This is a genomic window from Nocardia jinanensis (assembly GCF_014645735.1).
In the GTDB taxonomy this organism is placed as follows: domain Bacteria; phylum Actinomycetota; class Actinomycetes; order Mycobacteriales; family Mycobacteriaceae; genus Nocardia; species Nocardia jinanensis.
The window spans coordinates 20,742-43,789 of record NZ_BMMH01000026.1 but is presented as its reverse complement, the minus strand read 5'-3'; the positions used below and the strand labels follow the sequence as shown (position 1 = coordinate 43,789).

The window sequence follows — 23,048 nt, the reverse complement described above, 5'->3', positions numbered from 1 at the left end:
GCCTTTGTTGTCCGTTCGACTATGCGACAACATGCGAATGAACGGCGCCCCTCCTATTCCCACCTCTAGGAAGACAACACAATGAAAAAGGACATCACGGGAGGCGACGACAGCGGATGGATACAGCGACGGCAGACGCGGATACCGACACCCCCGGGACGACAGCGGATAACCGGCGGCCGCCCGGCTCCCGGCCGGGCGATCCTCGCCCGGTCAACCCGGATCCCGGCACAGCCCAGGACCGGCTGACCGATCCGACGGGCACGAAGGATCCCGCAACCGGCGAGATCGTCGCGGTGAGCGCCGACGGACAGACCACCGAGGGCGGAATGCAGGTCATCGCCAGACCCGGCCCCGCGAAGCCGATGCACACGGTCGACCTGGTTCGGATGAAGGTGGAGACCGAAACAAACATCATTGTCAACAATTTCATCGCGGATGCCGAGGACGCGATGCAGAAATCGGTCAATGTGCTCGGTTTCGGCCGGTCCGATCCGCCGCCGCCGCCGAGAGGCGGCAAAACCCCGGACAAGATCCAGGCATTGAACCTGCCGGGCTCGGGTAAGGGCCTCGAGTTGTACAAACAGCAGGTGTCCTCCGCGAGCGCGCGACAGGACTCCTTGGTCGGTATGGATGCGCAGGTGGACGGGACCTCACAGGTGGTCGCCGCCGAACAGGCACAGACACTGCTGAAAATCGTGCATATCGAAGGTGACCTGAACTCCGCCTTGCTGACGGTCGCTTCGAAGAAACTCAAGTCCGCCGAAGCGGCCGCGGTAATGGACCGTATCGCCGCTGCGGTGGTGAAGGTGGACCAGATAGTGACGGCCGCACAGGATGTGAACGTCGGCGCCGCCGGTGGCGGCTCCGGATCGGGCGGGTCCTCCGGTGGTGGCGCCGGTGCCGCGGGGGCAGCCGGCGGTCTCGGCTCCATGCTGCCGATGCTGGCCATGCTGCCGATGGCACTGATGCCCATGCTGGGCCAGCTGCCGGAGCTCCTCGGCCAGAAGAAGGACGGCGAGGAGGAGGACGAGGATGCGCCGGCCGGCCAGCCCGCCCCCTCGGCCGCGGTCCCTGTCTCCGACCCGACGGTGGCCGCTCCGCCCCCCGGCGCAGCGCCGACACCGGGCGAGAACGCACCGCAGAATCCCGCGCAGGCGAACCCGCAGAACAATATTCCGTACGGCCCGGCATCTCCCGGCAATCAGGTCTAGTACCTATATCGAGATCGGTCACCTGGGCTATCCGAAACGGCTGCACGCACTCGTTCCCGCGCCGACTCGCCCCGGGTCGGCGGGCTCGGGCTCGGGCGCACGCTGTCGACAGCACGCGGGATCCGCTGTGATGGACTTCCGCTCCGCCGGACCGGAAGCCGAACCGGCCGACCACGGCACGACGGTCCACCAGTCCACCTGATCGGTATTATCTCGCGGTCGTTCCGGCCGTCGGATCCAGCCGTCTCCGTCCCGCTTGCCGAGGTCGGATCGAATGCTGCGCTTGTATGAAGCAGTCGGCCCGGTAACGCACCGGCGGCGGTCGACCCCGCCGGTGAGGGGACCTCGGCTCGCACCCTGTCGGTGGTCCGACCCATCCTCACCATAGATGTAGCCCGGCTATCGGTTCACTCCCGGAGCCCGGTCGTCCGTGCACCGTTCCTCCCGCGTAAGACGAGCGGGAGGACGGTTATCGAGATGTCAGGACGATGTTCCCCGCGATTCCGGTGGCGGCGTCACCGACGGGGGCATCGCACCGCGCGGCGGACCGCCGGCTTCCGGAGCGGCGACCGCGCCGGGCGGCGGTCCGACGGCATTCGGCGGTGCCGATTCCGCGGCCGCGCCGGTCTGTTCCACCGGTGCCGAAACTCCGGATACTCCACCGGCCGGACGCACCACCTGGTCCTCGGTGCCCGCGGCCACCGCGGCCGGGGCGGCCACGAACGACGGGTGGTCGAGAATCTCATGGTGCGCGTATACCGCATCGCGCAGAACCTGCCGGTTCGGCTCCTCCGCCAGAAGTGCCACCAGCTCGTTGCAGCGCCGATCCCACACCATGGCGCGCAACGCGTTCACTTCGTCGTCCACCCGGATGGCACCGAGATCGACGCGGCCCACATCGACGCGCTGCGAGATCATCGCCGCGGCCAGAAGGTCGTCCGCGTCGCGGAGCTCTTCCCACCAGGACTGCGGCACGTCCTCGCCGACCTCTACCCGGGCCAGGATCCGATCCCGGAGAGCACGGGAACCCGATGTGTCGAAATGTCCCAGAACGGAACGGCCGACCTGCGCATGGGCGTCCAGCGCGAGTTCCACGCAGCGCGTGTGTACCTGGACGTCCGGCACTGCCGCCACCGATTCCAGCGCGGGCACGGAACCGGTGAGGCCGAGCCGGTCGGTGGTATCGGGCGTCACCACCCGCAGATCGAGGTCGGAGCCCGGCTCGACGAGTCCCTGCATGGCGACTTCGCTCAGCCGACTGCGCAGGCCGGGGTCGATCGGACCTGAGGAAGCCACCGCGGAGAGCACCGCATTGGCTTTCGCGCCCCACGCCCGGCCGAATTCGACCAGGATTCGCGCCGGATCCGAAATCCCCTCCCACGGCGCGGCGGTATCACCGTCGGCACCGAGCAATTCGTCCCACAGCCACGGTGTCGACACCTGGCGCGGCAGGAACAGACCGGCGGGAAGCCAGCCCCGGCCCTCGTTGGAGGTGATGAACAGACCCGCACCGGCGGGGCCACGCAATACCGCTACCGCCCAGGTGATTCCGACCGCCCCGTCGGTGGCGGCGAGAACGGCGCCGAGCAGGGTCTTGGCGATGACCAGATCCTCGTTCACCGCATCGCCGACGATATAGGCAGGCTCGGCTTCCTGGTCCTTCGCCGAGGCCACGGCCGAATTGAAGGGTGTCGGGGCGCCGACCACCGGGACCGGGGCCCCGTCCTGCGCGTTCGCGCCGCTGGGCGGGGTCGTGGTCGAACCGCGGTCGTCGCCGGAGCCGGCACCGAGCGGCCCCCCGATCAACGCGCCACCGGGCGGAACCGTTCCGGCGCCGGGGCCACCGGACACGGCACCGGCGGCCGGCGCCGCTCCCGCGCCCGCGGTGTGTTCAGCGGGCGGCACGGTGCCGGGTGTTGCGGTGGTGCCGCCGGGTACGACGCCGTTCTGTCCTTGGCCGGGCGCGGCACCGCTCGGGCCTTGTCCGCCACCGTTCGCGGCGACAGCCGGATCCATCTGTCCCGGAGGCGTCGGGGAGCTCGGCGGAAGTGGGCTCGCGCTGCTGCCGTTGGGCCCCCCGGGTATCCCGACCTGATTGTTCGGGCCCGCCGAAATGGGGGCGCCCAACCCCGGGACGGGGTCGCCGAAGGTCCCGCCGGGTCCGCCGATGTTCTCGCCCGACCCGCTGACGCTCACCGCGGCCTCCGCATCGGTCCGCTCGTAGGCGTCCGCGGATTCACGCAGTGAGGCGGCGGTCTGCTCGTGCTCCCTGGCCAGGGCTTCGCCCGCGCGTAGCCGAGCGTCGTAATACCGTTCCAGCGCTTCCTTGACCGGATTGGCGATCTTGCCGTAGGTGGGTTCGAAGTTGGCGAGCCATTCCGATGGGGGCTGGGCCCATTCCCTGGTCTCTGCCGCTACCTGATCGTGCTGGCCGGCCAACTGACGCAGTACCGCAGGGTCGATATCCAACCAATCCGGCATGCTCGATCAATCCTTTCCCACCAGCGATTCTCCCCATTGTCGATTCTTCCCAATGTTGGGGAGACCGAACGGTCGGGCGATGTCCGGGCCGTCAACGGCGGGCACCGGTGGTGATCGTCGCCCGCCGCGGGGCCGGGGCGGCCGCCGGCGGCGCCGTGAACAGGGGATGCCCCAGTACCTGCGCGTGCGCGTACACCGAATCACGCACCGTCTGGCGCGACTTCTCCTCGGCCAGCAGCAGGACCAGCTCGTTGCAGCGCCGCTGGAAGGTGAGCGCGCGCAGAATCGACAACTCCGAGCCCGGATCGAGATCGGCCGCGTCGGAACGGAGTTCCCCGAGCCCGATCCGGCTGGTATCGGCGCGGTGCCCGAGCGTCGTCGCGGCGATCAGATCGTCGATGTCCTGGAGTTCCTCCCACCAGCTGTCGGCGAAATCGCGGCCGTCGCGCAGCGCGCGCAGGATCCGCAGCCTGATCTGAGGTGCCTCCATCGTGTCCACTGTCGCGAGTTCCGCCCGTCCGACCCGGGTGTGGGCATCGACCGCCAGTTCCAGGCAGCGCAGCGCGATATCGCGGTCGGCGACCTTGGCCGCGCGATCGAGCAGGCGAGGCGCGGCGGTGATGCCCAGCCGATCCAGCGTGCCCGCGGTGGGGCTGCGCAGATCCATGGTGTCCGAGGCCGGTACCGACCCCGCCAGCGCGACGGTGCCGAGCCGGCCGAGGGCGGGATCCATCGCCTGCGACGATGCCAGCGCGGATAGTTTCGCACCGGATTTCATGCCCCAGGCGATCGCGAACTCCACCAGGATCCGTGCGGGGTCCGCGACACCTTCCCACTCGGACCCCTGGGATACGGCCCACAGCCACGGTAGCGAGACCTCGGTGGGCAGGTGGAGCCGCGCGGGCAACCAGCCGCGTCCCTCGTTCGACGTGACGAAGGCACTGACCCCACTGGGGTGACGCAGGACAGCCACAGCCCAGTCCACACCGACCACCCAGGAATCGGTGGCCGCGCGGATCCCGCCCAGTAGGGTGCGGGCGAGGACCAGGTCCCCGTCGACGCGTTCGCCTACGACGAAGGCCGGCGCGGACGCCGAGATCATGGCCGCCCCCATCGCGTCCTGTACGAGATCCCCCGGGCCGTGGGATTTCCCCGTACCCGGATGGCTGTCCGGCACCGGCATCGGTTGCTTACCGACGGGCGCCGCACTCGCCCCCTGCGGGGACGCGGAGGTGAGGGGTTTACCGGTGGCTCCGGGCCCTCGATTCGCTTCGATCGGCCCCGACACACCCCGGCCGGCCTGCGTCGACGTCGCCGCGGCCGAAGTGGAGGCCGTGCCGCTCACCACCGAACTGCTCGCCGGCGCCGCGGCATTCGCCCCGGACACGGCCGAGGTAGTCGCCGCTACGGCGGCCGGGCCCACCGCCGGCGGGAGGACCGGCGGTACGGCACCGGGAGAGGCACTCTCGGCGGCGGGATCCTGCGAGAGGTGCGCACCGGCCTGGCGCGCGATCCCCCAGGGGTCGGGCGTATCGGTTCCCTCCCGGGCCGGTATCGCACGATCGGGCTGCGCGGATACGTCCGTCTCGCCGACAGCCTCGGTACTCGGCGAGTCGGCGGCCTCGTCGGCACCGGCCTCATCCACTCCGGCCTCGTCCACACCGGCCCCATCGACACCGGGTTCCGCCGTGCCACCACCGGTGTCCATCGGTGGGGCCGCGTTCTCCGCCTGCTGCCCCGGCTGCGGGACTCCGGGGGCCCCGTGTCCCGGGTTCGGCACGGCCGGCGCCGGACCCGTATCGGTCTGCCCGGGCGGATCTGTGAGCGCAGGAGGCATATCCCCCACGCCCACCGGTAGCTGCACGTCGAGGCCCGGCGGCATCCCGGGTAGCCCCGGGCCCGGTCCCGGATATAGCAGGTCGTCGATCAGGTCTATCAGGATCTGCCCGAGAATCGGATCGGGCCGCACCGGCCGGTCGAATCCGGGCACCCACGGTCCGGGCTCGAACCCGGGACGGTTGCGGCCCGGAACATCGTGGTGACGCCCGGGTCCGCCGGGGCCTCCGGGGTTGTGGGGTGCCACCCCGGGCAGACCACCGCCCTTCCGCCAAGGCCCCGGCTGCCCCAGGGCTTCGGCGATATCGTCCAGTCGCGGTAGCCCCTGCGGCCCCAGTGAACTCAGTGCGGCGGAGACGATATCGCGCACATCGCCCCGAGCATCGGCCACGATGGCGTCCGCGGCCTGACGGTCCGCCTCCGCCTCGGCCGCGTCGCCTACCTCGCCGTCGTCGTTGTTGTCGCCGCGGGTGGCCTTCTCGATCCGGTCGGTGGCATCCCCGACGACATCGAGGATCTGGTTACGGGTACGCCGGATCACATCACCGAAAGTGTCGAAGGTATCCGCGGCCGCCGAGAGGGCGGACGCGAACGCCCGCGGATTCTCCTCCAGGGCCAGGAGCGCCCGCCGGATCTCCGCCAGACCCACCGACTGCTGGACCGTCTCCTCGAACGCGTGTCGCGCCTGCTCCACATCGGCCAGGTTCAGGGCCGCGGCGCCCTCGCGCGCGTTGTTCGCCAGACTGTGCCAGGCCGAAGGCGGTATCTGCGGCCAGCGGTTTCCGACGATCCGGTCCCAGTACGGGCTGGTCTGCTCAGGCGCCATCGTGTCCGATCAGACCGCGGTCGAGCGCACGGAAACACCGCCGTCGAGATCGGCGTCGGCCAGCACGGTCGTACCGTAACCGGTGGCCTCGACAGTGATTCCGGACTGCTCGGCGACATCGGAGGCCGCGGCCGCGAAGGTATCGCGAATCCAATCCAGCTTCCCGGTCATATCGCGATCCAGCGGCGAATCTGCTTTCGATGCCAGCACCAGCGAATCCACGGTGGTGCCGACATCGTCGGTCATCACCGTGAGTGCCCCGGCGGCATCACCGACGATCGCCTTCACCGCGTCGAGGGAGACGATGTTCACCATGGTCGTATCCTGTCTGTCCTGTGGGGCCGGTCAGGCGGGGCGGAGGCCGAAAGCCTGGTCTTCCATGGCTTGATAGGCGGCCTCGGTCGGCAGGCCGAACGAGTCGACGGTGTAGGAGCGGGCGCCGTTGGTCTCCATCTCGCGCCGCAGACCGAGCCGCGATTTGGCGTGCGCGAGCCCGGCGATCTTGAGGATCTCCGCGCCCAGCCAGCTGTCACCGTTGTCCCGAGCCTCGTCGGTGATGTGCAACCCGACGATCTCGCCGTCGCGGTCACAAGCCACCCCGACGGTGTGATCGGGGTTGAACACCTCGTGCACCTGCGGAGCGGCCGTGGTTTTCGGGTCCGGGCCGTCGAGATCGTCCTCGGTGTCCTCGTAGTCGAATTCGTCGTTCATATCCTTCTCCTGCGGATCTAACCGGCTGCCCGGTCCAAAGTTTCCGACAGCGCCGACCACGGGGCGTCGTCGATGGTCAGCACCAGCCGTAGCGGCCACACCCGCGCTCCCAGGTACATCTCACCGCTACCGTCGTCGATCAGGTCCAGGTAGTCGGAGCCTTCCGCATCGGAGTTCATCGATACGGTGGTCACCGGCGGATTCCCGTCGTCGACACTGACGATCGAACCGGCACCACCGGGTATGAAGCTCTTCCGGCACCGTGGGCTGCTGCCGATCGCCACATCGGCGCTGTTGGTGGTCACGGTGATATCCGGGTTCAGCAGCAACTGCATCACCCAGGATCGTGCGGCCAATTCGGGCCGGCTGCCGTTGATCCCGATGACCAGCGATCCGGCCAGATCGACCACCAGTATCTGGTCGCTGTTGGTGATGCCGACGATCACCAGCCGGTTGGGGCCGTCCAACGGGGCGGGAAGATCATCGGCTGCGACGGTACTCGAATCCGCGCCGATACCGCCGTTGGCGGCCGGGTATTTGGTGACGATCCCCGTGGCGACGTCGACAACGAACGCGACGGCCGGGTTCGGCGAGCCGGAACCCAGCGCGGCGAGCCGCGTGAGTCCTTCCTCGTGCAGCCACCCGATGGCGTCGGCCGCCGATACCGAATCGTCCGCCGCGTCCACGCCCGCGACGTCGGGACCGGTCATCGCACCGCCTCGGGGACACCGGCGGGTTCACGACCGTCCGCCGCGCCGTCGGGCTCGGCGTGCTCGGTGATCACGGTTTCCATGATGGCCTGGTACTGCCGGGCCGCGTCCTGGGTGCTCTCCCGGATGGCGGCCATGATCTCGGTCGCCAGTTCCGCGCTGGTGAACCTGTCCACGGTGCCGGGTGACAGGTACAGGCTGGTGAGCCGTCCCATCGCGTCGACCTCCGGGATGACGGTGCCGCCGGGCGAGGGCCGCCGGGCGCGCACATCGTCGATACGCTCGCGCATATCGGCGATGCGATGCCGTAGTTCGCGGGCAGAGTCCAGCGCGGCCTGCACATCTGGGTGGATGCTCATGCGTTACCTCCGGAGCGGGTCGGGGCCTGGTTGGCCGGCGTCGGGGTCGGCTGGGTGACCGTCGGCGCAATAGTGGGCCGTTCCCCGATAACGGGTTCGGTGTGGGGGGTGTCGTCGACATACATCAGCCGGTCGGGATGCCAGGCGACCACACGGTTGCGTTCTCCGTTGCCACCACCGCCGCCGGCACCACCCATACCCCCGCCCATGGGCGCCATGGGCATCATGGGCGCACCGGCGGCGCCGCCGCGACCGAACGCGGTACCGCCCGCGCCTCCGGCGCCGCCGCCCAGCGGCAATTGGGTCGGAGAGCCGACATTGCTGCCGGTGGCGGCCGTCAACGGCACCGCGGTCGTCGCCGAGAGCACCTGCACATCGGCCGCGCTGGGAATCGTGCTGCCGGGCAGCGAGGGCGAGAGCGAGGGTGAACCACCGGAGGGGCCGCCGAGCGACGGTATCCCGTACTCCCCGAGTCCGTAATCGTCGTAGGAATCGTCGTACCAGTCGTCCTCGGAGATATCGTCGTTCTGCCCCAGACCGTCGCTGCCGAGCTGCATCATGCTCATCAGCTGCGGCAGCATCTGCATGAGCGCATCATTGGATCCGCCGGAACCGCTCTCCGCCGCCGCACCGGTGCCCTGGGACGAATTCGCGATACTGGTACCGGTCTCCGTGGCATAGGAACCGGCGGCTTCGCCCGAACGAACGTTCAATTCGTTGTATTCCGCGGTCGCGGCGGCGAGCGCGGCTTCGTTCTTCGCACGAGCGGCGGCCAGCATCCGCTTCCGGGCCGCCAGGATCTCCTCCGGCGTAGGGTGTTTCGCCTTCGCCCGGGAGAAGGCGCTGCCGTAGTCCTCGGCCCCCTGCGCCAGCTTCTCCATCGCGTCCCCCAAATGGTCCATCCAGCCGCGGTAGGTCGCGAATCGCTGGGAGACCTGCGTACCCACCGGCGTCCAATTCTGCAGAATCGAGCCCGCGCTATCCATATCGGCGGACGCCTGGGTACGCGAGCTGGTGTTGAACAGGCGTACCGAATCGGCGAACCGGTACGCCGGCTCCGGCCCCGGACCGTTGTGCAGCTGCTTGGCGAAGGTGAGCGGATCACCGGTGACGACAGGCATATTGCTCAGCCCTTCCGGCACCCGCCGGAATCCCACAGGTTCCACGGCCGGGACCGGGTTGCCGACCAGTTCACCACCCGAGGCGTTGACACGGCGGGCACCCTCGTCGTCCGCCCCGGAGTATTCCATCGCCGCCGCACCGATGTGGTGGGCGTCGCGCTGGATCTTGTTCAGCACTCCGATGGTCGCGTTGAACAGTGACGCGGCCTGCGCGTTGAGCTGGGGAACCGCCTGCGCCGAGATGGGATCCGCCCCGGCGGGCAGCACCCATTCGCGCGGCATCGCCGCTCCCGTGACCCGTGCGAGGTCCGCCGACCGGCCCGCGACGGACACCAGTTCACCGAGATCGACATTCAGTGGCATGCCTCATCTCCTCTCACCAAGCCCCTGTCACCGCTAGACCGGCATCGCGAGCGCCGGCACATCCGCTGTGGTCTGGTCTCCGGACGTCGCCATCGCCTCGGAGTCCTGACCCTTGTCGCCCCCGGACTCCACACCCTTCGGATGTTTGAAGCCCGCGAACTCGCCGAAGTCACCTTCAGTATCGGACATTTCCGTCTCGTACTGCCGAAGCTCCCCGTTCACCACTACTTCCAAGGTGCCACTCTCCCCTTCTCCGAACGCGACCAGCAGGGCGGTCCGGAAATTCGACTCATCGCTCGAGCCCGTATCCGGCTTGTCCTTCGGAGGCTCCTCGTTCTCGCCGGTAGCACCACCCACGGTGACCATAGCGGCGGGCTGGATCTCCGGCGCGCTGTCGGCTCGCGCCGGCACCGGCTCCGGCTTCTGCTGGTCGGCCTTCGGCTGCCGGATGATCCAGGTGCCGACATCGCCGGTGGCCAGCTGGAACGGGTCGACCCCGGGGCCGATATCCTTCGAATCCGCCCACGCTCCCGCTGTGCCCTGGTATGCGGCCTGGGCATCGGTGCCGTTCTTGTTGGCGAAGGCCTTGTCGAGTGCCTGCGCCACGGCGACCGGAACCCGCTGGGTCCGGCCGTCCGGGAACGCGTACGGCACCAGACCGTCGTCCCCGGGTACCCGCTTCGGTACCGCGGTGCCGGGCTGGGTGGAGGTGGCACCGTTGGGGGTATTGGTCGGTTGGTGTGCGGGCTGGGCCGGGGTCGCGGCGGCATTGTTCGCGGCGGCTTGATTCGACCACGGCGTGGTTCCTACGGGCTGCTGCGCCTGCGGCAAGGTCGGTACGGCGGCCTGGTCGAAACGTGACGGATCGATATCATCCATCCGGCCGGACATATCGGTGTCGGCCATATCGCGCATGGCCGCCTGCTGCATCATCATCGGCAACATCGAGCTCATCAGACCGCTCATCCCGCCCATCGGGTCGGTGGACCCGAGCGGGGAGGCGCCCGGGCTATAGGCGCCCGGATTGTAGGAGGCCGGGTTGTAGGAGGCCGGGTTGATATCCGAGGGGGTATTCGCGGACCCCACCATATCGTTGGCTTGATCCCGGAGCCTGTCGGCGGAATCCTTCAGATCCGCGGTACTCGGGGTCGAACCGGCGCCGGTGCCGAGATTACCGGGGTCCCAGGGGTTGTTCGCCCCGATCTGCGAGCTGTCGGGGTTGAGGCCCGGGTTGTTCAGCTGACCGGCATAGCCGTTGACGGAGTTGGCCAGGTTCTGCGCAGCGGCCTGGTCGGCTGCGGTGGGTTGATTGATACCCGCGGCCGCATTGTTGTTCTTCGCCGCCGCGGTCTCGAGTTCGTTGACAAGTTCGGCGAATGCCTGGCCCACCACAGTGATGAACTCGATATCCGAGTTGTTCTGCAGGCGTTCCACGATGTACCGGTTGACGCCGACGACCAGACTCCCGACATTCTCCTTGCCGGCCTTGCTGACTTCCTTCACGATCTTGAGCGCACTCGCCACATTCGCCTGCGTTTCGTTCAACATTGTCGCCGACTTGTCGAGAGATTTCGCCGCATCCGTGTACGACGCGCCTCCGGCGCTGCCGTCGACCCCCTTCACCGATGCGGGCATCTTCGGAATGTTGGTGATCGCGAGATCTTCCGTCTTCTTCAGATCTCCGAACATCTGATAGGTATCCACCAGCGAATAAGCGAGGGAATTGGAAGCGCCACCGTACCATTCGACAATGCTGGGATTGACGAGATCCACCGGTCGTAGCAGAAAACCCTGCCCTTTCACGGGGGACGACCCTTGTTCGAACGGCGGCTGGCCCATCACACCGGCCGCCGCGGCAGGTTTGTAGCCGTCCCACATCAAGGCGGACTTCTGCGCCCCGTCACCTCCGGACCCATCGGATGAGAAGGGCAAGCCGTGCACGCCGAGGAGCATGAAGCCCGCCGAGCCGAGACCCACGAGCGTACCCCGGTAATACTTGTTGAAGTTTTCGAGCTTCTTACCTGCGGCCTTGGCGGCATCTTCGGCCTTCTTGAAGCCTTCGTCCGCGTTGCGCGCCGCGTCTTCCACGCCTACCCAGTCGGCATCCGCGTCGTTGTACTTTTCGATCGCCACGTCGGCTTCTCGTTCCGCCACATCGACGTTGTCCTGAGCTGCCCGGGCTCGTGTCTCCGCATCGTCGAGCCGCCCGCGCGCATGGGACAGCTCCTGTTGCAGGAAGCCGTTGTTGGGATCGGCCTGCAACTGCCTGCTGAGATCGTCGACCCGGGCTTGTTGAGTAGCGACCTCGGCATTCACACGCTGGAGGGCCTGCTGGGCTTCGTCCAGCTTGGTTTCGGCGACCTCGAGACCTGCTTCCGCATCGTCGATCAGCCGCCCGTCGGCGTCGGTGGACTTCTTGACCGCATCCGCCTCTGCCAGGGCTTCATCGGCCGCGGTCTTCCCTTTGGTCATACTGCTCGACCACCATCGACCGAGGCCCGCGCCGGCAGCGCCGCCCAGCGCGCCGCTGATCGCGCCTTTCCCGAGCCCATCGATGCTGAAGCCGTCGGTGACCCACGCGCCCGCGGCCCCACCAAGACCACCCGCGGCCGCACCGACCCCGATGCCCCTCCAGACGCCACCGCTGCCGCCCTTCATGAAGTGCTCAGCAGCCATACTCACGCCGACGTCGGCGGCGAACCCCATCACATCCCGGAACTCGACCACTGAGCCTCCTACGCAGATACCACGAGACCGGGGCCGGTCGGGTCGACCGGCGCGGCGGGAACGGCAGTCGCGGCAGACTCGTCTGCCACCTTCTCGATACCGGGCGGATGGAAGATACCGACGAACCCACCGAATTCGCCCGCGCCATCGCGCATCTGCGTCAACTCGGCAACGGTCACCAACGCACCGTCGACCACCGCTTCGAGCGTGTCTTCGTCGTCGAACGCGATCAGCAGGGCGGTCCGCTCCTCCCAGACGCCGATATCGCCGGTCATCAACTCGTTCGGATCGACCCGGCGACCGATTCGCTTCGGATCGGTCCACTCCGCCGCGGTCCCCGTGTACGCCGCGCGAGCATCGGTGCCGGCGGCGTTACCGAACGCCGTGTCCAATGCGCGCGCCACCACGGCGGAGACCTCCTGCGTCCGCCCGTCGGGGAAGGTGTAGACCACATTGCCTTTGTCTGCCGGTGCGGTCGCGGGAAGCGGCTTTCCTGGTGGCGGCCCGGCATCGGGCCGAGTCGAAACGGTTTTGGCGTCGCCGCTCGGCGCGGCCACCGGCTGTCCCGGCGCCTGCGCGGCGGGAACATTCGCCGCCGGTGCGGGCCGCGGCGCCGCCGCGAGGGCGGCCTCGTCCTCGGCCCGTCCCCGATCGTCCCGGCGCGCCTTCCCTGGATCGCCCTGGGGCGCCTGGCGGTTCCGGCCCATCATGGCCTGCATCATCTGCGGGAGCAGCATCGATTGGAGTGCGGACCCCATTCCGTCGCTCGCGGCGGATGTCATGGGTGCCGCGGCGGCGACCGGGGAGATACCGGACGCGCCAGCTGCTGCGTCGAGTCCGGCGGCGCCCGTGTTCCCGAGCGTCGAATCATCGGCGAACGAGTTGCGGTCCGCATCGGCCCCGGAGCCGGCACCACCGGTGAGATTCCACGGTGTGGGCGCGGCGACCGTCGAAGGGCTGGTCCGGACGGCCGGCGTCGTCTGTGCTCCGGAGGCCGCGGGGTTGTAGAAGGGGTCGGCGCTGTTGGCCGCGGGCGTGTTCTGCGTGGTCCCGGGTTGCTGTGCGCTCTGCTCCGTGGCCGGCTTGTCGGCCTCGGTCTTCGCGCCCAGCGACTCGAATGCATCGGCGTAAAAGGACAGTATCGACCCGGCGTTACCGTAGCCCGCATCGACGAGCACCATCGCGTAAACATCCTCGCTCGGCACTCCGGTGCTCAAGCTGGCCGGATTCATCTGGAACACCGGTAGGCCGCTGTACTGGCTCATCTTCTGTGAGTACTCGGAATAGAGTGTGCCGATACGTTTCATATCGCGCGCGTCCAATCGGGCGAACCCTTCCAGCGCTTTCACCACCGCCGTGAAATCGATGCGTCCGGCATCACAGAGCTGACTGGTTTGGTCGTTCACCTCCTCGACTTTCGACGCCTTGGATCGCAGGTCCGCAAGTCGGGCGCGCATTTTCTCGACCTTTTGGGGATAATTCGCGATCCGGGCCTTATCCTCGCCCGAGATGTCTCCGACATTCAGTTCTTTCGGCGGGTCGAGTTTTCCCGGCTTATCCCCGAAGCTTTTCCAGTAGCCCGCATAGGCGGTGGGCAGGGTGCGATAGTTCGCCTCCACCGGTGGGTTCAGTTCGAGTTCCTTCGGCAATCGCGCCGGGTCGGGCATCATAATATGAGGCATCCCATCCGGGATAGGGGAAAGTTCCTCCTCGCTGATATCGATCAGCGGAATCTCGGGATAGCCGGTGTACTGATGCCATTTGTCCATGATCTCATCCGGAAGCCCCGCGATCATGTTCGAGTAATACGGGGTGAAGGCCGTATTCAATAGACCGACATAGGTCTTCCACGGTGACAAGTGCGCGCCACCGAGCATTTCGGGAATTCTCTTCATGAACAGCCCCGACCGCTCGAACGCGATACGGTCCACACTGCCGCCCATTCCCCTGGCTATATCCAGAGAGTGTCGCTGGCGGAGCAGCCCGCCGACGATACCCTTGGCCGAGCCCCTGAACGCGACGCCGCCCAGGCCGCCGACCAGCCCACCCGCGACACCGAGACCGGCTCCCATCAGAATGTTCTCGTTTTTCAAACTGGCCGCGACTCCGCCGGCGATACCTCCGGCCACTGCTGCTCCGAGTGGCCCGCCGACGGCGAACCCGGCTACGCTCACGGCGCCTACCGCGATATCGGCGCCGTGCTCGCTGAAGAAGTTCCCTACCCCGTCCAAGAAGGCCATGGCCTCACCTGCCGATGGTGGTGACGCTCGCTGTCGGCGTCATCCGGTCGTCATCGGCGCTGCAGCAGAGCATTCCGGACCGGCCGAACCGAAATCGCGGATACCGGCAGCCGACCATGCGCGCCTCTCCTTCCTGACAGGACTCATTGTCCGGGATTCCCAGCGGGGGGAAACGATGACCTGGTATGACAGGTCATCATCGAGTCAGCGACTCGTAAACTGACGTGCACGAACATGCCTTCTTTCCATCGAGGCCCGGATCAGGCGCAGGAGGAACAACCGGATGAACCTGCGTTCGACCCGGCCGGCAGCGAACGGCCGTCGGCAAATTTGCGAGCGATCCTTTCGCCGTGTTCCCGGACAACTCCCGGCCTTGGGCCGGCATCGCTCGCGTCCGGTGGTGAGCGCGGTATGACGGCGCCGGTCCGGCCCCCCCGGTTCGCTCGCGCCGACGATCTCCGATGTCGCCGCGGCGAAAGCACCGACTGGGACCCGCTGCGCTGGTACCCCGACACACTGGTTCGACGTGCTCGCGAATGGCTCGCCGAACGTCCGTGGCATCGGCGGACGCTATGGGTCCTGGCTATCCTCTTTGTTTTCATCGTATTCCCGGGAATGGTCGGCGTCGTCGCATCTGCTCAGGTCAGCAGTGGCGTCTCCCAGATCGACGGACTCGGATGGATGAACGTCACCGATTCCAACGGCGTACCGCTGTCCAGCTACACCTTCGCCGCGAATCGCGGCAATATCCTGGACCCCGGCACCACCGTGCTCTGGACGCTGCTCGGCCTGGAATTCGTCGGCTATATGGCCATCGTGACCACAGCCATCTGGATCATCGGCTTCACCTTCGGTTTCAAATGGCTCGATATGTTCGCCGACGCGCTGAACGGTGTCGCCGCCGCGCTGTCCCATCAGATCGCCACCCCGATCATGCTGATCACCGCCGCAACCATCGGCACCTTCTTCGTCGCCTGGTTCATCGTCCGTGGCTTTCCCGGCAAGGCCACCATGCAGGTGATCACCATGCTGGGTGTGGCGATCATCGGCCCCGTGTTCCTGGCGGAACCCCTTGCCGATGTCCTGTCCTCCGATGGTCTGCTCACCCAGGGCCGGGACGTGGGCATCTCGGTCGCCGCCGGGCTCACCGGTGACAGCAGTCCCAACCCGGTGCTGCTGGTGACCACGATGCAGGAGGATCTGGCGGATAATTTCGCCCGGAAACCCGTGCAGGTGTGGAACTTCGGTCAGGTCGTGGACAACTACGCCGCCTGTGAGGCGGCCTGGACCTCGGGCGTGCTGTCGGGTAAGGACACCAATGTCCTGAAGGGGATAGAACGGTGCGGTAACGACTCCGCGTATTCCCGAGCCGACAACCCGTCGATGGGACAGGTCGGCACCGGCCTCATGCTGCTGATCTGCGCGACTTTGCTGCTGCTCTTCGCGATCTATCTCTCGTTGAAGGTCATGAAAGCGGCCATGAACACGATCTATCACGGCTTCATGTCGATATTCGGCTTCGCGGCCGGCGGTTTCGTCTACGGCCCGACGCAGACCTTCCTGGTGCGCAATATCGTCGACGGCTTGATCGCCGCCGCCCGCATGACCGTGTTCACCATCTTCCTCGGTGTCTACATCCTGTTCATGAGCAATCTCTTCGATCAGGCGCAGGGCGAGGTGATGTCGGTCATCGTCATCGCCTGCGTTGTGGAGATAGTGGCGATCTCCCAGGTCCGGCGGCTCAACCGAAGCCTGTCCCGCGGCAACGACTGGGTCGCCAACCGGTTCTCCTTGGCCATCCAGGGCAACCAGTCCGGCTCAGGAGGCGGCGGCGGCGGTACCGCCATCGGTATGGGCGGTGTTATTGGCGGCGGTGGTGGTGGGGGTGGCGGCGGCGGATCACTGAGCGGTCTCGCCGCGATCGCCGCCCTGAACACCGTGAACAGCTCCCCGATCACCGGGTGGCTGATGGCCGCGACACCGGGCCCGCTCAACCCACTGGCGCGCGGCAAGAAACGATCCGATCTGGCCAACATCGCTACTGCGGACCACCGCGTCGAGCAGTACCAGTGGGGCGCGCTGGGTCGAGCGAACTGGCTGCTCAAGGCCAAAGCCCGGTCCGATCCCTACGGTGGTATGACCGCACCGCTCGGTATCGCCAATGCGCTCGACGGCCTCGGCGACAGCCGGGTACCGGACAGCTACCTGGCCGCCGTGCTGCGGGCCGGCCGGACGCCGGACGAGCAGGTGCACCAGGTGCTCCGGGCGCAGGCCGCCATGAAGGCGAGTATGTCGACCAATCCGTACGGCTGGGCACCGCTGCAGAAGGCCATCGCCGCTTCCCGTGCGGTCGAGAACCACCTGCGGCCCACGGATTCCGACCCGACCAAACGAGCGTTCGCGGCACAGGCAGTGGTAGCCGCCGAGAACTTCGCACGGCATACGAGCGCTCCGCCCCCCGGCGCGGTGATCGACCAGGGATTCGTGAGCAGGGTGAGGCAGCACTGGGATTCCGATATCGGCCTGCGCAGCTCGATCAGCGCAAACGAATGGAACGCGGTGGGTCGCGATACGCGCTGGGCCATCGCCAGTGATGTGGCGGAACAGTTCCGGGCCGCGTCGATCAACTACTACAACACCCCCACCGAATCCGCGCGGCGTGAGCTGACCCGCTGGAGTACCCGCGTGGCGAATCTGGACCACCTCGATCCGGGCGCGGGGCTGGACCCCTGGGATTCGTAATCATTCCGAGCAGGGGCGCGGGGCCCGGTGGATACTGTTCCCACCGAGCCCCGTACCTATGATTCAGGCGTAGCGGCGGGCCTCGTAGCTCCGCGGGAGATTCGTGATCTTCACGCTCTCGCCGCTTCTCGGCGCATGGACCACCTGCCCGTTGCCGATGTACATCATCACGTGACCCATCTGACCGTTCTTGTAACTGGTGGCCGGGAAGATGAGGTCGCCGGGCTGGATATCACCGGGATTCACCGCGGGCAGTTGCCGGTATTGATCGTTGGCTATACGCGGGATGTTCACACCTGCCTGCCTGGCGGCGTATTGCGTAAGTCCCGAGCAGTCGAAGCTGTTCGGGCCCACAGCACCCCACACATAGGGGTCGCCGATCTGGGCGAGTGCGGTCTTGACCGCGAATTGCGCACGCTCCGAACCGCCTTGAACAGGCGCCGCGGCCGCCGCCGCGAACTTCACACCGCCGGGAAGCGGTTTACCGATGATGTTGTACAGGTACTGGTTGGTGAGCTGATCTATCGCCGACGCCGAATCGCCGTTGTTCGCCGTACCCCCGGATACGATCTTGTGCGCGGTCTGCAGAGCCGCGGTCAGGATCTGACGGACCTTCTGCTGCCCTTCTTTGGTGTAGGCCATCGGACCCAGCTCGGCCAAGGCTTCGTTCGTCATTTTCAACAGCCGTCGGATAGCGTTCTGGTCGACTTTGTTCGAGGCCCCCAGGGTCGAGAGGTAGTTCACGAACTGCTTGTCCAGATTGTTGAAGGCGCCGGCGCGATTGGCCTGGAACAACCGCTTCGCCTTGACCATCGCCGGACCGTCTCCACTGCCCGCCTCCGTATCAGAGACTTTCTCCCGCAGTTTCTTCGTTCCAGGGTCGGTCGGCTCCCCCTCGCCGTATACCGACTCCAGAGATTTCAGCGCCTTCATGGCCTGTTGGGACTCCGGGTCCATCGCCGTGCCGCCGCCCGCCGCGGCGGGGGCAGCACCCCCACCGGAACCACCGCCGAGTAGACCCGAGAGCGCCGAACCGATCATCGGGAGCAGGGCGGCGCCGGCCATCATCGCCATGGGCGCCATCTGCGCCACGGTCTCCGGGTCGACCAGCGGTTCAGGTTCCGGCCGGTTCTCTTCCCGCACGGGAGGAGCAGCAGCGGGCGCAGCCGCCTGGACCGGAGCCGGAGGGGTCGCGGTCGCGGCTGCCGGAGCCTGCGCAACAGCAGGCACCGGCGGAGCGGCGGATACCCCCGCACCGGGCGCTGGGGCGGGGGCCGGTGCGGGTGGGGGTGCGGAACTCGTCGCGGGGGGCGTGTTCGGGGCCGGCGTCCCCGAACCGGGCGGTGTAGCCGGTGCTCCCGGCACCGAACCGTTCTTGCCGCCGCTGGGGGATCGACGGTCGCCGGGTTGCCACGGCCCGCCGGGCTGGGCCGAACCGCCGTCCCGCTCTTCTCCCACGACTTCGGCCTCTATCAGGTAGGGGCCGAATTCCGCGCTGGTCACACGCTCCCCCCCAGAACCCGTTTGATCTGGATCTCGGCATCCTGGGGAATGGTGAGGCGCACGAACTTTCCGCTGTCCACCGTTACCAGTTCGCTGGGTCCGAGCGCGATACCGACCCGGGTGGCGGCACGGTCACGGTACTCCCAGAACACCAAGTCACCGGGAGACGCTGCCTCGGGGGCGACCAGCTGCCCGCAATATCCCTGGTCGCCGACCGTTGCCGGCAGCACCACGGAGGCAACAACCCTGGTGGGGTCTCCGCAGTTCTCCATTGCGACCGCCGCCGGCGCACGGGTCGGGGCGCACTGCCCGGTCGACCCGACGATCGAAGCGCTGTAGATCACATCACGCGCATAGTCGGCCAGTGTCGCGGTACCACCGGATTCCGGATATCGCAGTGCCAGATCGGCCGCACACGCGACCGCCGGACCGGTATTGATCTCCTGCCACGGCTCGTCCTGTAGAGGCGCCGTTTTCATCGCCGATTGGCATGCCAGGTCGCGGTCGGTGACATTCGGATCATCGGCATCGAAGTCCAGCGCCGCGTAGGGATTGGTTTCCGGCCGCTGCTGCCGCGCAGCCGATTCCGGACTCGACGCGGTGGTCGTGGTCGGGGGCGCCGTCGTGGTCGACGCGCCGGGCTCCGGCCCGAGCGCGGTATCGCACTGCAGATTGTAGTGTCTCTTACCGACCGACATCATCTCGCCCATGGGGACGAACGCCGTGATGCCGCCACCACAGCAACAGCAGATCAACAGGACGGCCACGACCACGATCAGCCGCAGTGTGCCGTTCGAGCCGCCCGAACTCGATCCGCCTGCCATCGTCACGTCCCGGTCACCGCACCGCCTCCGGTTCTCGCCGCTCGGTCTTCGTGGCGACGGTCGGGGTGCTGGTGATAGCTTCGGCTCGGTCCATCCGGGCCGGACCGAGCACCTTGCCGCGCCCGATCCGGTTCAGCGCGTCTCGCATGAACATTTCGCCACGGCGTTCCTCGGGAATCTGCCGTCCCGCGCCCACCGGCGGTGAGGTCTCCTCACGCAGGGCCTGCAGCAGGAACGGCGCCTCCTCCAGATCGACGCCCAGCCACTCCAAACTGTTGCGGGCCAACGTCTCGTCGCGCTGGCGGAATACGAAACGGTTCGGGATCAAGTTGTGCGCGGCGCCTTGGAAGTCGGTGGCCGGATCGTGGGAGGCCAGTCCGATCGCCGCGAGGTGTTTACGTCCGTCTCGGCTGAAATCCGAGGTCACCGCCGATCCCACCTGGGTCTGGGTGAAGTGGTGCGCCTCGTCGCCGACCAGCAGACCGAATCGGCCGTTATCGGAGAGGAACGCTTCCCGCGCGGTCACCCCGACCAGTTCGTACAGGGCGGTGCCGAGCCGTTTGGTCAGCGGCAGCCGGTTGTACAGGTGCGGGGTGGTGAGTTCTTCGGCCGTGGGCAGCGCCAGCCGGTGACTGCGGACCACCGTGGCCGCGGCGTCCAGCCGGATCGGTGCGAGGTTCGGATCGAACAGGACAGGCACCCGCTCCACGATGGTGCCCAGCCGGGCCGAGAGATCCGAGTACTCCTCGAGCGATCCCGGTTCGTCGCGCAGCCGGCAGACCACCCGGAACAGGTCCAGCAGGCTGGTGATCCCGTGTTCGGCGATCCCGCGCGGAGAGAGGAGATTGCTGATCACCGCGCCGGTACCCGAGGTAGGTGAAAGATCCAGCAGCGGCAGCACGGAGTCCAGCGCCCGTTCACCGGCCACGCGCGGATCGAACAGGCGCAGCGGATCCAGTGACACCGTGGGATTGGCCAGATCGATGATCACGGCGTCGTCGATGGCCGAAGCGAAATGCTCCCACTCCCCGACCTGACTGCGGTCGATGGCCAGGAACTGCCCACCCATATCGTGGACGAGTACTGCCATGAGCTTGAGGAAATACGATTTACCGGACCCCAGCTCCCCGGTCACCGCGAACGATGCCGACAGATCGTGCAGCGCCGCCTCCATGATCCCGAAGTGGATCGGCTCGAAATGACCGGACAACAGGTTGATTCCGATGACCGGTCCGCTGTCGTCACCGATCTGGCTGGTGGTGAACGGAACGAATCCGGCCCACATATCGGAGGGCAGGATATGAGCGAAATCGTCGAACGCGCGCCGCGGCGGGCTACCCGGCACCAGCAGCGACCACAGGTCGACCTGCGCGCCGACCGGCGCGGTCATCTCCACCTGGAACCGCTTGTACCGGCGTCGCAGGGTATTGACCGCATCCATGGTCTCGTCGCGCGACGCGCTGCCCACCGCGATGACGGTGGTGAAGGAAATCTCCGATTCGCCGCCGTTGACCTCGAAGTGCTGATTGTACTCGCCCAGCATCTGCGCTTTGGACATCAAAGTGTTCTGCGCGAAGGAGATCTCCTGATCGCGCTGGTCCATCTGCTCACCGAGACGCCGCAGGTTCACTTCGTTGGCCTTGAGCACCTGGTCCGCGGGTTTCGTGGAGATCCGCATTCCCCAGTCGACAGTGACATCACCGAGCCCGTCGATCACATTGAGGAATTCACTGCCCCCGGGAAACATCATCCCCGCATACGGGAACGAACGCGGGGTGAGCATCGCCTGGTAGGAGGGCCGGTAGCCGGTGTCGGGCTGGACCACCTTGATCACCGGAACGAAGGAGGGACGCAGCCGACGCTGCGAATCGGCACGGGCGCCCTCGTCCAATGCGGCGGATTTGAATACCGCCGCGGTCGCGTCGTCGAGGGCACCGGCCCGGGTCGGCGCCACTGGATCGCCGACAGCTCCCCGGGCCAGATAGTGCTCCCACAGCCATTGGAACATGGCCGCCGGAACGGGTACCGGATCGAAGTCGCCGCCGATACGGGACAGGATCTCGTTCGCCTCGCTCTCGTAGGCGTCCAATTCGGCACGCGAGATCGCGGTGGCATCGATCGTGGTGGTGCTGCCCCGCCACATTCGCGAGAGCGCGGAGATACCGCCGGTGTTGGCGGTACCCACGGGAATCGAGAGCAGGAAGATCCGGGTCTGCGGGGCGATGGCGCGGACCCGCTCGTAGGAGGCGAATACCTCGTCGGCGTAATCGGCGCATTCGTCCAGATCCACACCCTCGACCATTTTGCTCAGCACATCGATCGTGTTCTGCCGAGCCTGGATCCCCAACAGCAGCGACCCGTTGGGCAGATTGTTGACCAGGGAATGGTGTGCGAGTTTGACGTCGAATTTATCGCTGGCCTTGCGCAGTCCGTAGCCGAGCGGAGTGATGAAATAGGTCGCGGTGACCAGTCCGGTATGAGTGAACTGTAAATGTCCGCGAATCGCGGCCGTGGGCTGTAGATCCCGGTTGAACCCCATCAGCGTCCCTCTCCGCTCTTCGGCTGCCCCCCGTTACCGTTGATCATCGTCCGCCAATTCGACGGCGTACCGGGCGCGGCGGGTTCGACCACCTCCACCGGCCGCAGGAAACGATTCGTGCTCAGCATTTCGAGGAGTTGGCCACCACGGGCGGCCCCACGCCTGCTACGTTCCTTCGCCGAAACCGGGATCACCGGCTCGTGCGGCAGGATGGCCACTACTGTTTCCTCGACGAACATGGTGATCCGGGCCGATTCCGGAGTGACCGGCATACCCGAGGCGAGCGCCGGTTTCGGATACAGGATCAATCGGCCGAACCATACGACCCGGGACAGCAGCCGTACCCCGGTATAAGGGATCAGGCCCAGCCCGAACCCGATCACGACGGTCAGCGCCACACCGACCAGAAAGGCGATCGCCGGATTGACCGGCAGGGTCATCGCGCCGAGGCCCGTGAGGATCAATCCCACGGCCACACCCGCCACCTGCGGCAGGGTGTAGGGCCCGAACGGCAGTTTCTGGCCGTTCTGGGCCTTGCCGATCATGGTGGGGACACGTTTGACCGGCGTGAAGACCTTGATCACCTGGGTCACCTATAACCACCCACGGGGTGGTCCGGCACGATCATGTTGGCATCACCGCGCGCGTAATTGACCAGCGTCGGCAGCATCCAGAACAAGACTGCCGCCAGGATCGCCGAACCCGCCACACCGAGTATCTTCGCCGGAGACAGTTTCGATTTCGCGGCCTCGGAGATCATCACGCCCATCGAAACGATGGTGATCAGAATCAGGCCCGCCCAGCGAACGAAGACGAGAATGCCGTACAGGATATTGGATATATTGCCCATGT

The 23,048-nt window shown here is 66.9% G+C and carries 16 protein-coding genes; 2 read left to right on the top strand and 14 right to left on the bottom strand.

What is annotated here, in order from left to right; all coding sequences use genetic code 11:
* Positions 1-116: 116 nt before the first annotated feature.
* Positions 117-1,214: a hypothetical protein gene (locus tag IEY68_RS31425; RefSeq protein WP_062999151.1), complete on the top strand. Its 1,098-nt coding sequence runs from the start codon at positions 117-119 to the stop codon at positions 1,212-1,214.
* A 480-nt stretch (positions 1,215-1,694) separates the two neighbouring features.
* On the opposite strand, the gene IEY68_RS31420 is transcribed toward IEY68_RS31425, so the two are convergent.
* From IEY68_RS31420 to IEY68_RS31380, 9 genes are all read right to left on the bottom strand, one after another.
* Entirely contained in the window at positions 1,695-3,695 is a 2,001-nt protein-coding gene (locus IEY68_RS31420) for a type VII secretion target (RefSeq protein ID WP_062999153.1), read from the bottom strand.
* A 91-nt stretch (positions 3,696-3,786) separates the two neighbouring features.
* Complete coding sequence (locus IEY68_RS31415; RefSeq protein WP_062999155.1) at positions 3,787-6,357, bottom strand: hypothetical protein; 2,571 nt, start codon at positions 6,355-6,357, stop codon at positions 3,787-3,789.
* Positions 6,358-6,366: 9 nt separating this feature from the next.
* Positions 6,367-6,672, bottom strand: coding sequence for a hypothetical protein (locus IEY68_RS31410; protein ID WP_062999157.1), 306 nt, complete (start codon positions 6,670-6,672; stop codon positions 6,367-6,369).
* 30 nt (positions 6,673-6,702) lie between these two features.
* Positions 6,703-7,068 (bottom strand): hypothetical protein, encoded by a 366-nt coding sequence (locus IEY68_RS31405; RefSeq protein ID WP_062999159.1) that lies wholly within the window; start codon positions 7,066-7,068, stop codon positions 6,703-6,705.
* 17 nt (positions 7,069-7,085) lie between these two features.
* A complete protein-coding gene (locus tag IEY68_RS31400) occupies positions 7,086-7,778 on the bottom strand; it encodes a hypothetical protein (protein ID WP_062999161.1) in 693 nt (230 codons plus the stop codon).
* Positions 7,775-8,137 (bottom strand): YbaB/EbfC family nucleoid-associated protein, encoded by a 363-nt coding sequence (locus IEY68_RS31395; RefSeq protein WP_062999163.1) that lies wholly within the window; start codon positions 8,135-8,137, stop codon positions 7,775-7,777. The genes IEY68_RS31400 and IEY68_RS31395 overlap by 4 nt, the downstream gene beginning before the upstream one ends.
* Positions 8,134-9,621 (bottom strand): PPE domain-containing protein, encoded by a 1,488-nt coding sequence (locus tag IEY68_RS31390; RefSeq protein WP_062999164.1) that lies wholly within the window; start codon positions 9,619-9,621, stop codon positions 8,134-8,136. Before IEY68_RS31390 ends, IEY68_RS31395 begins: the two co-directional genes overlap by 4 nt.
* 33 nt (positions 9,622-9,654) lie before the next feature.
* Positions 9,655-12,348: a hypothetical protein gene (locus IEY68_RS31385; protein ID WP_062999165.1), complete on the bottom strand. Its 2,694-nt coding sequence runs from the start codon at positions 12,346-12,348 to the stop codon at positions 9,655-9,657.
* A gap of 8 nt (positions 12,349-12,356) precedes the next feature.
* Positions 12,357-14,588, bottom strand: coding sequence for a hypothetical protein (locus tag IEY68_RS31380; protein WP_062999166.1), 2,232 nt, complete (start codon positions 14,586-14,588; stop codon positions 12,357-12,359).
* A 615-nt stretch (positions 14,589-15,203) separates the two neighbouring features.
* On the opposite strand from IEY68_RS31380, the gene IEY68_RS31375 reads away from it, so the two are divergent.
* The gene (locus IEY68_RS31375) at positions 15,204-17,330 is read left to right on the top strand and encodes a hypothetical protein (protein ID WP_189094595.1); all 2,127 of its coding nucleotides are present in this window, start codon (positions 15,204-15,206) and stop codon (positions 17,328-17,330) included.
* Positions 17,331-17,393: 63 nt separating this feature from the next.
* On the opposite strand, the gene IEY68_RS31370 is transcribed toward IEY68_RS31375, so the two are convergent.
* From IEY68_RS31370 to IEY68_RS31350, 5 genes are all read right to left on the bottom strand, one after another.
* Positions 17,394-18,473: a C40 family peptidase gene (locus IEY68_RS31370; protein ID WP_062999169.1), complete on the bottom strand. Its 1,080-nt coding sequence runs from the start codon at positions 18,471-18,473 to the stop codon at positions 17,394-17,396.
* Positions 18,474-18,829: 356 nt separating this feature from the next.
* Positions 18,830-19,657 (bottom strand): NlpC/P60 family protein, encoded by an 828-nt coding sequence (locus IEY68_RS31365; RefSeq protein WP_062999171.1) that lies wholly within the window; start codon positions 19,655-19,657, stop codon positions 18,830-18,832.
* A gap of 13 nt (positions 19,658-19,670) precedes the next feature.
* Complete coding sequence (locus IEY68_RS31360) at positions 19,671-22,196, bottom strand: ATP-binding protein (protein WP_062999173.1); 2,526 nt, start codon at positions 22,194-22,196, stop codon at positions 19,671-19,673.
* Positions 22,196-22,789 carry a hypothetical protein gene (locus IEY68_RS31355; RefSeq protein ID WP_063916354.1) on the bottom strand — a complete coding sequence of 198 codons (594 nt, stop codon included), beginning with the start codon at positions 22,787-22,789 and terminating at the stop codon, positions 22,196-22,198. The genes IEY68_RS31360 and IEY68_RS31355 overlap by 1 nt, the downstream gene beginning before the upstream one ends.
* A complete protein-coding gene (locus IEY68_RS31350) occupies positions 22,786-23,046 on the bottom strand; it encodes a hypothetical protein (protein WP_030525365.1) in 261 nt (86 codons plus the stop codon). Before IEY68_RS31350 ends, IEY68_RS31355 begins: the two co-directional genes overlap by 4 nt.
* Positions 23,047-23,048 lie beyond the last annotated feature (2 nt).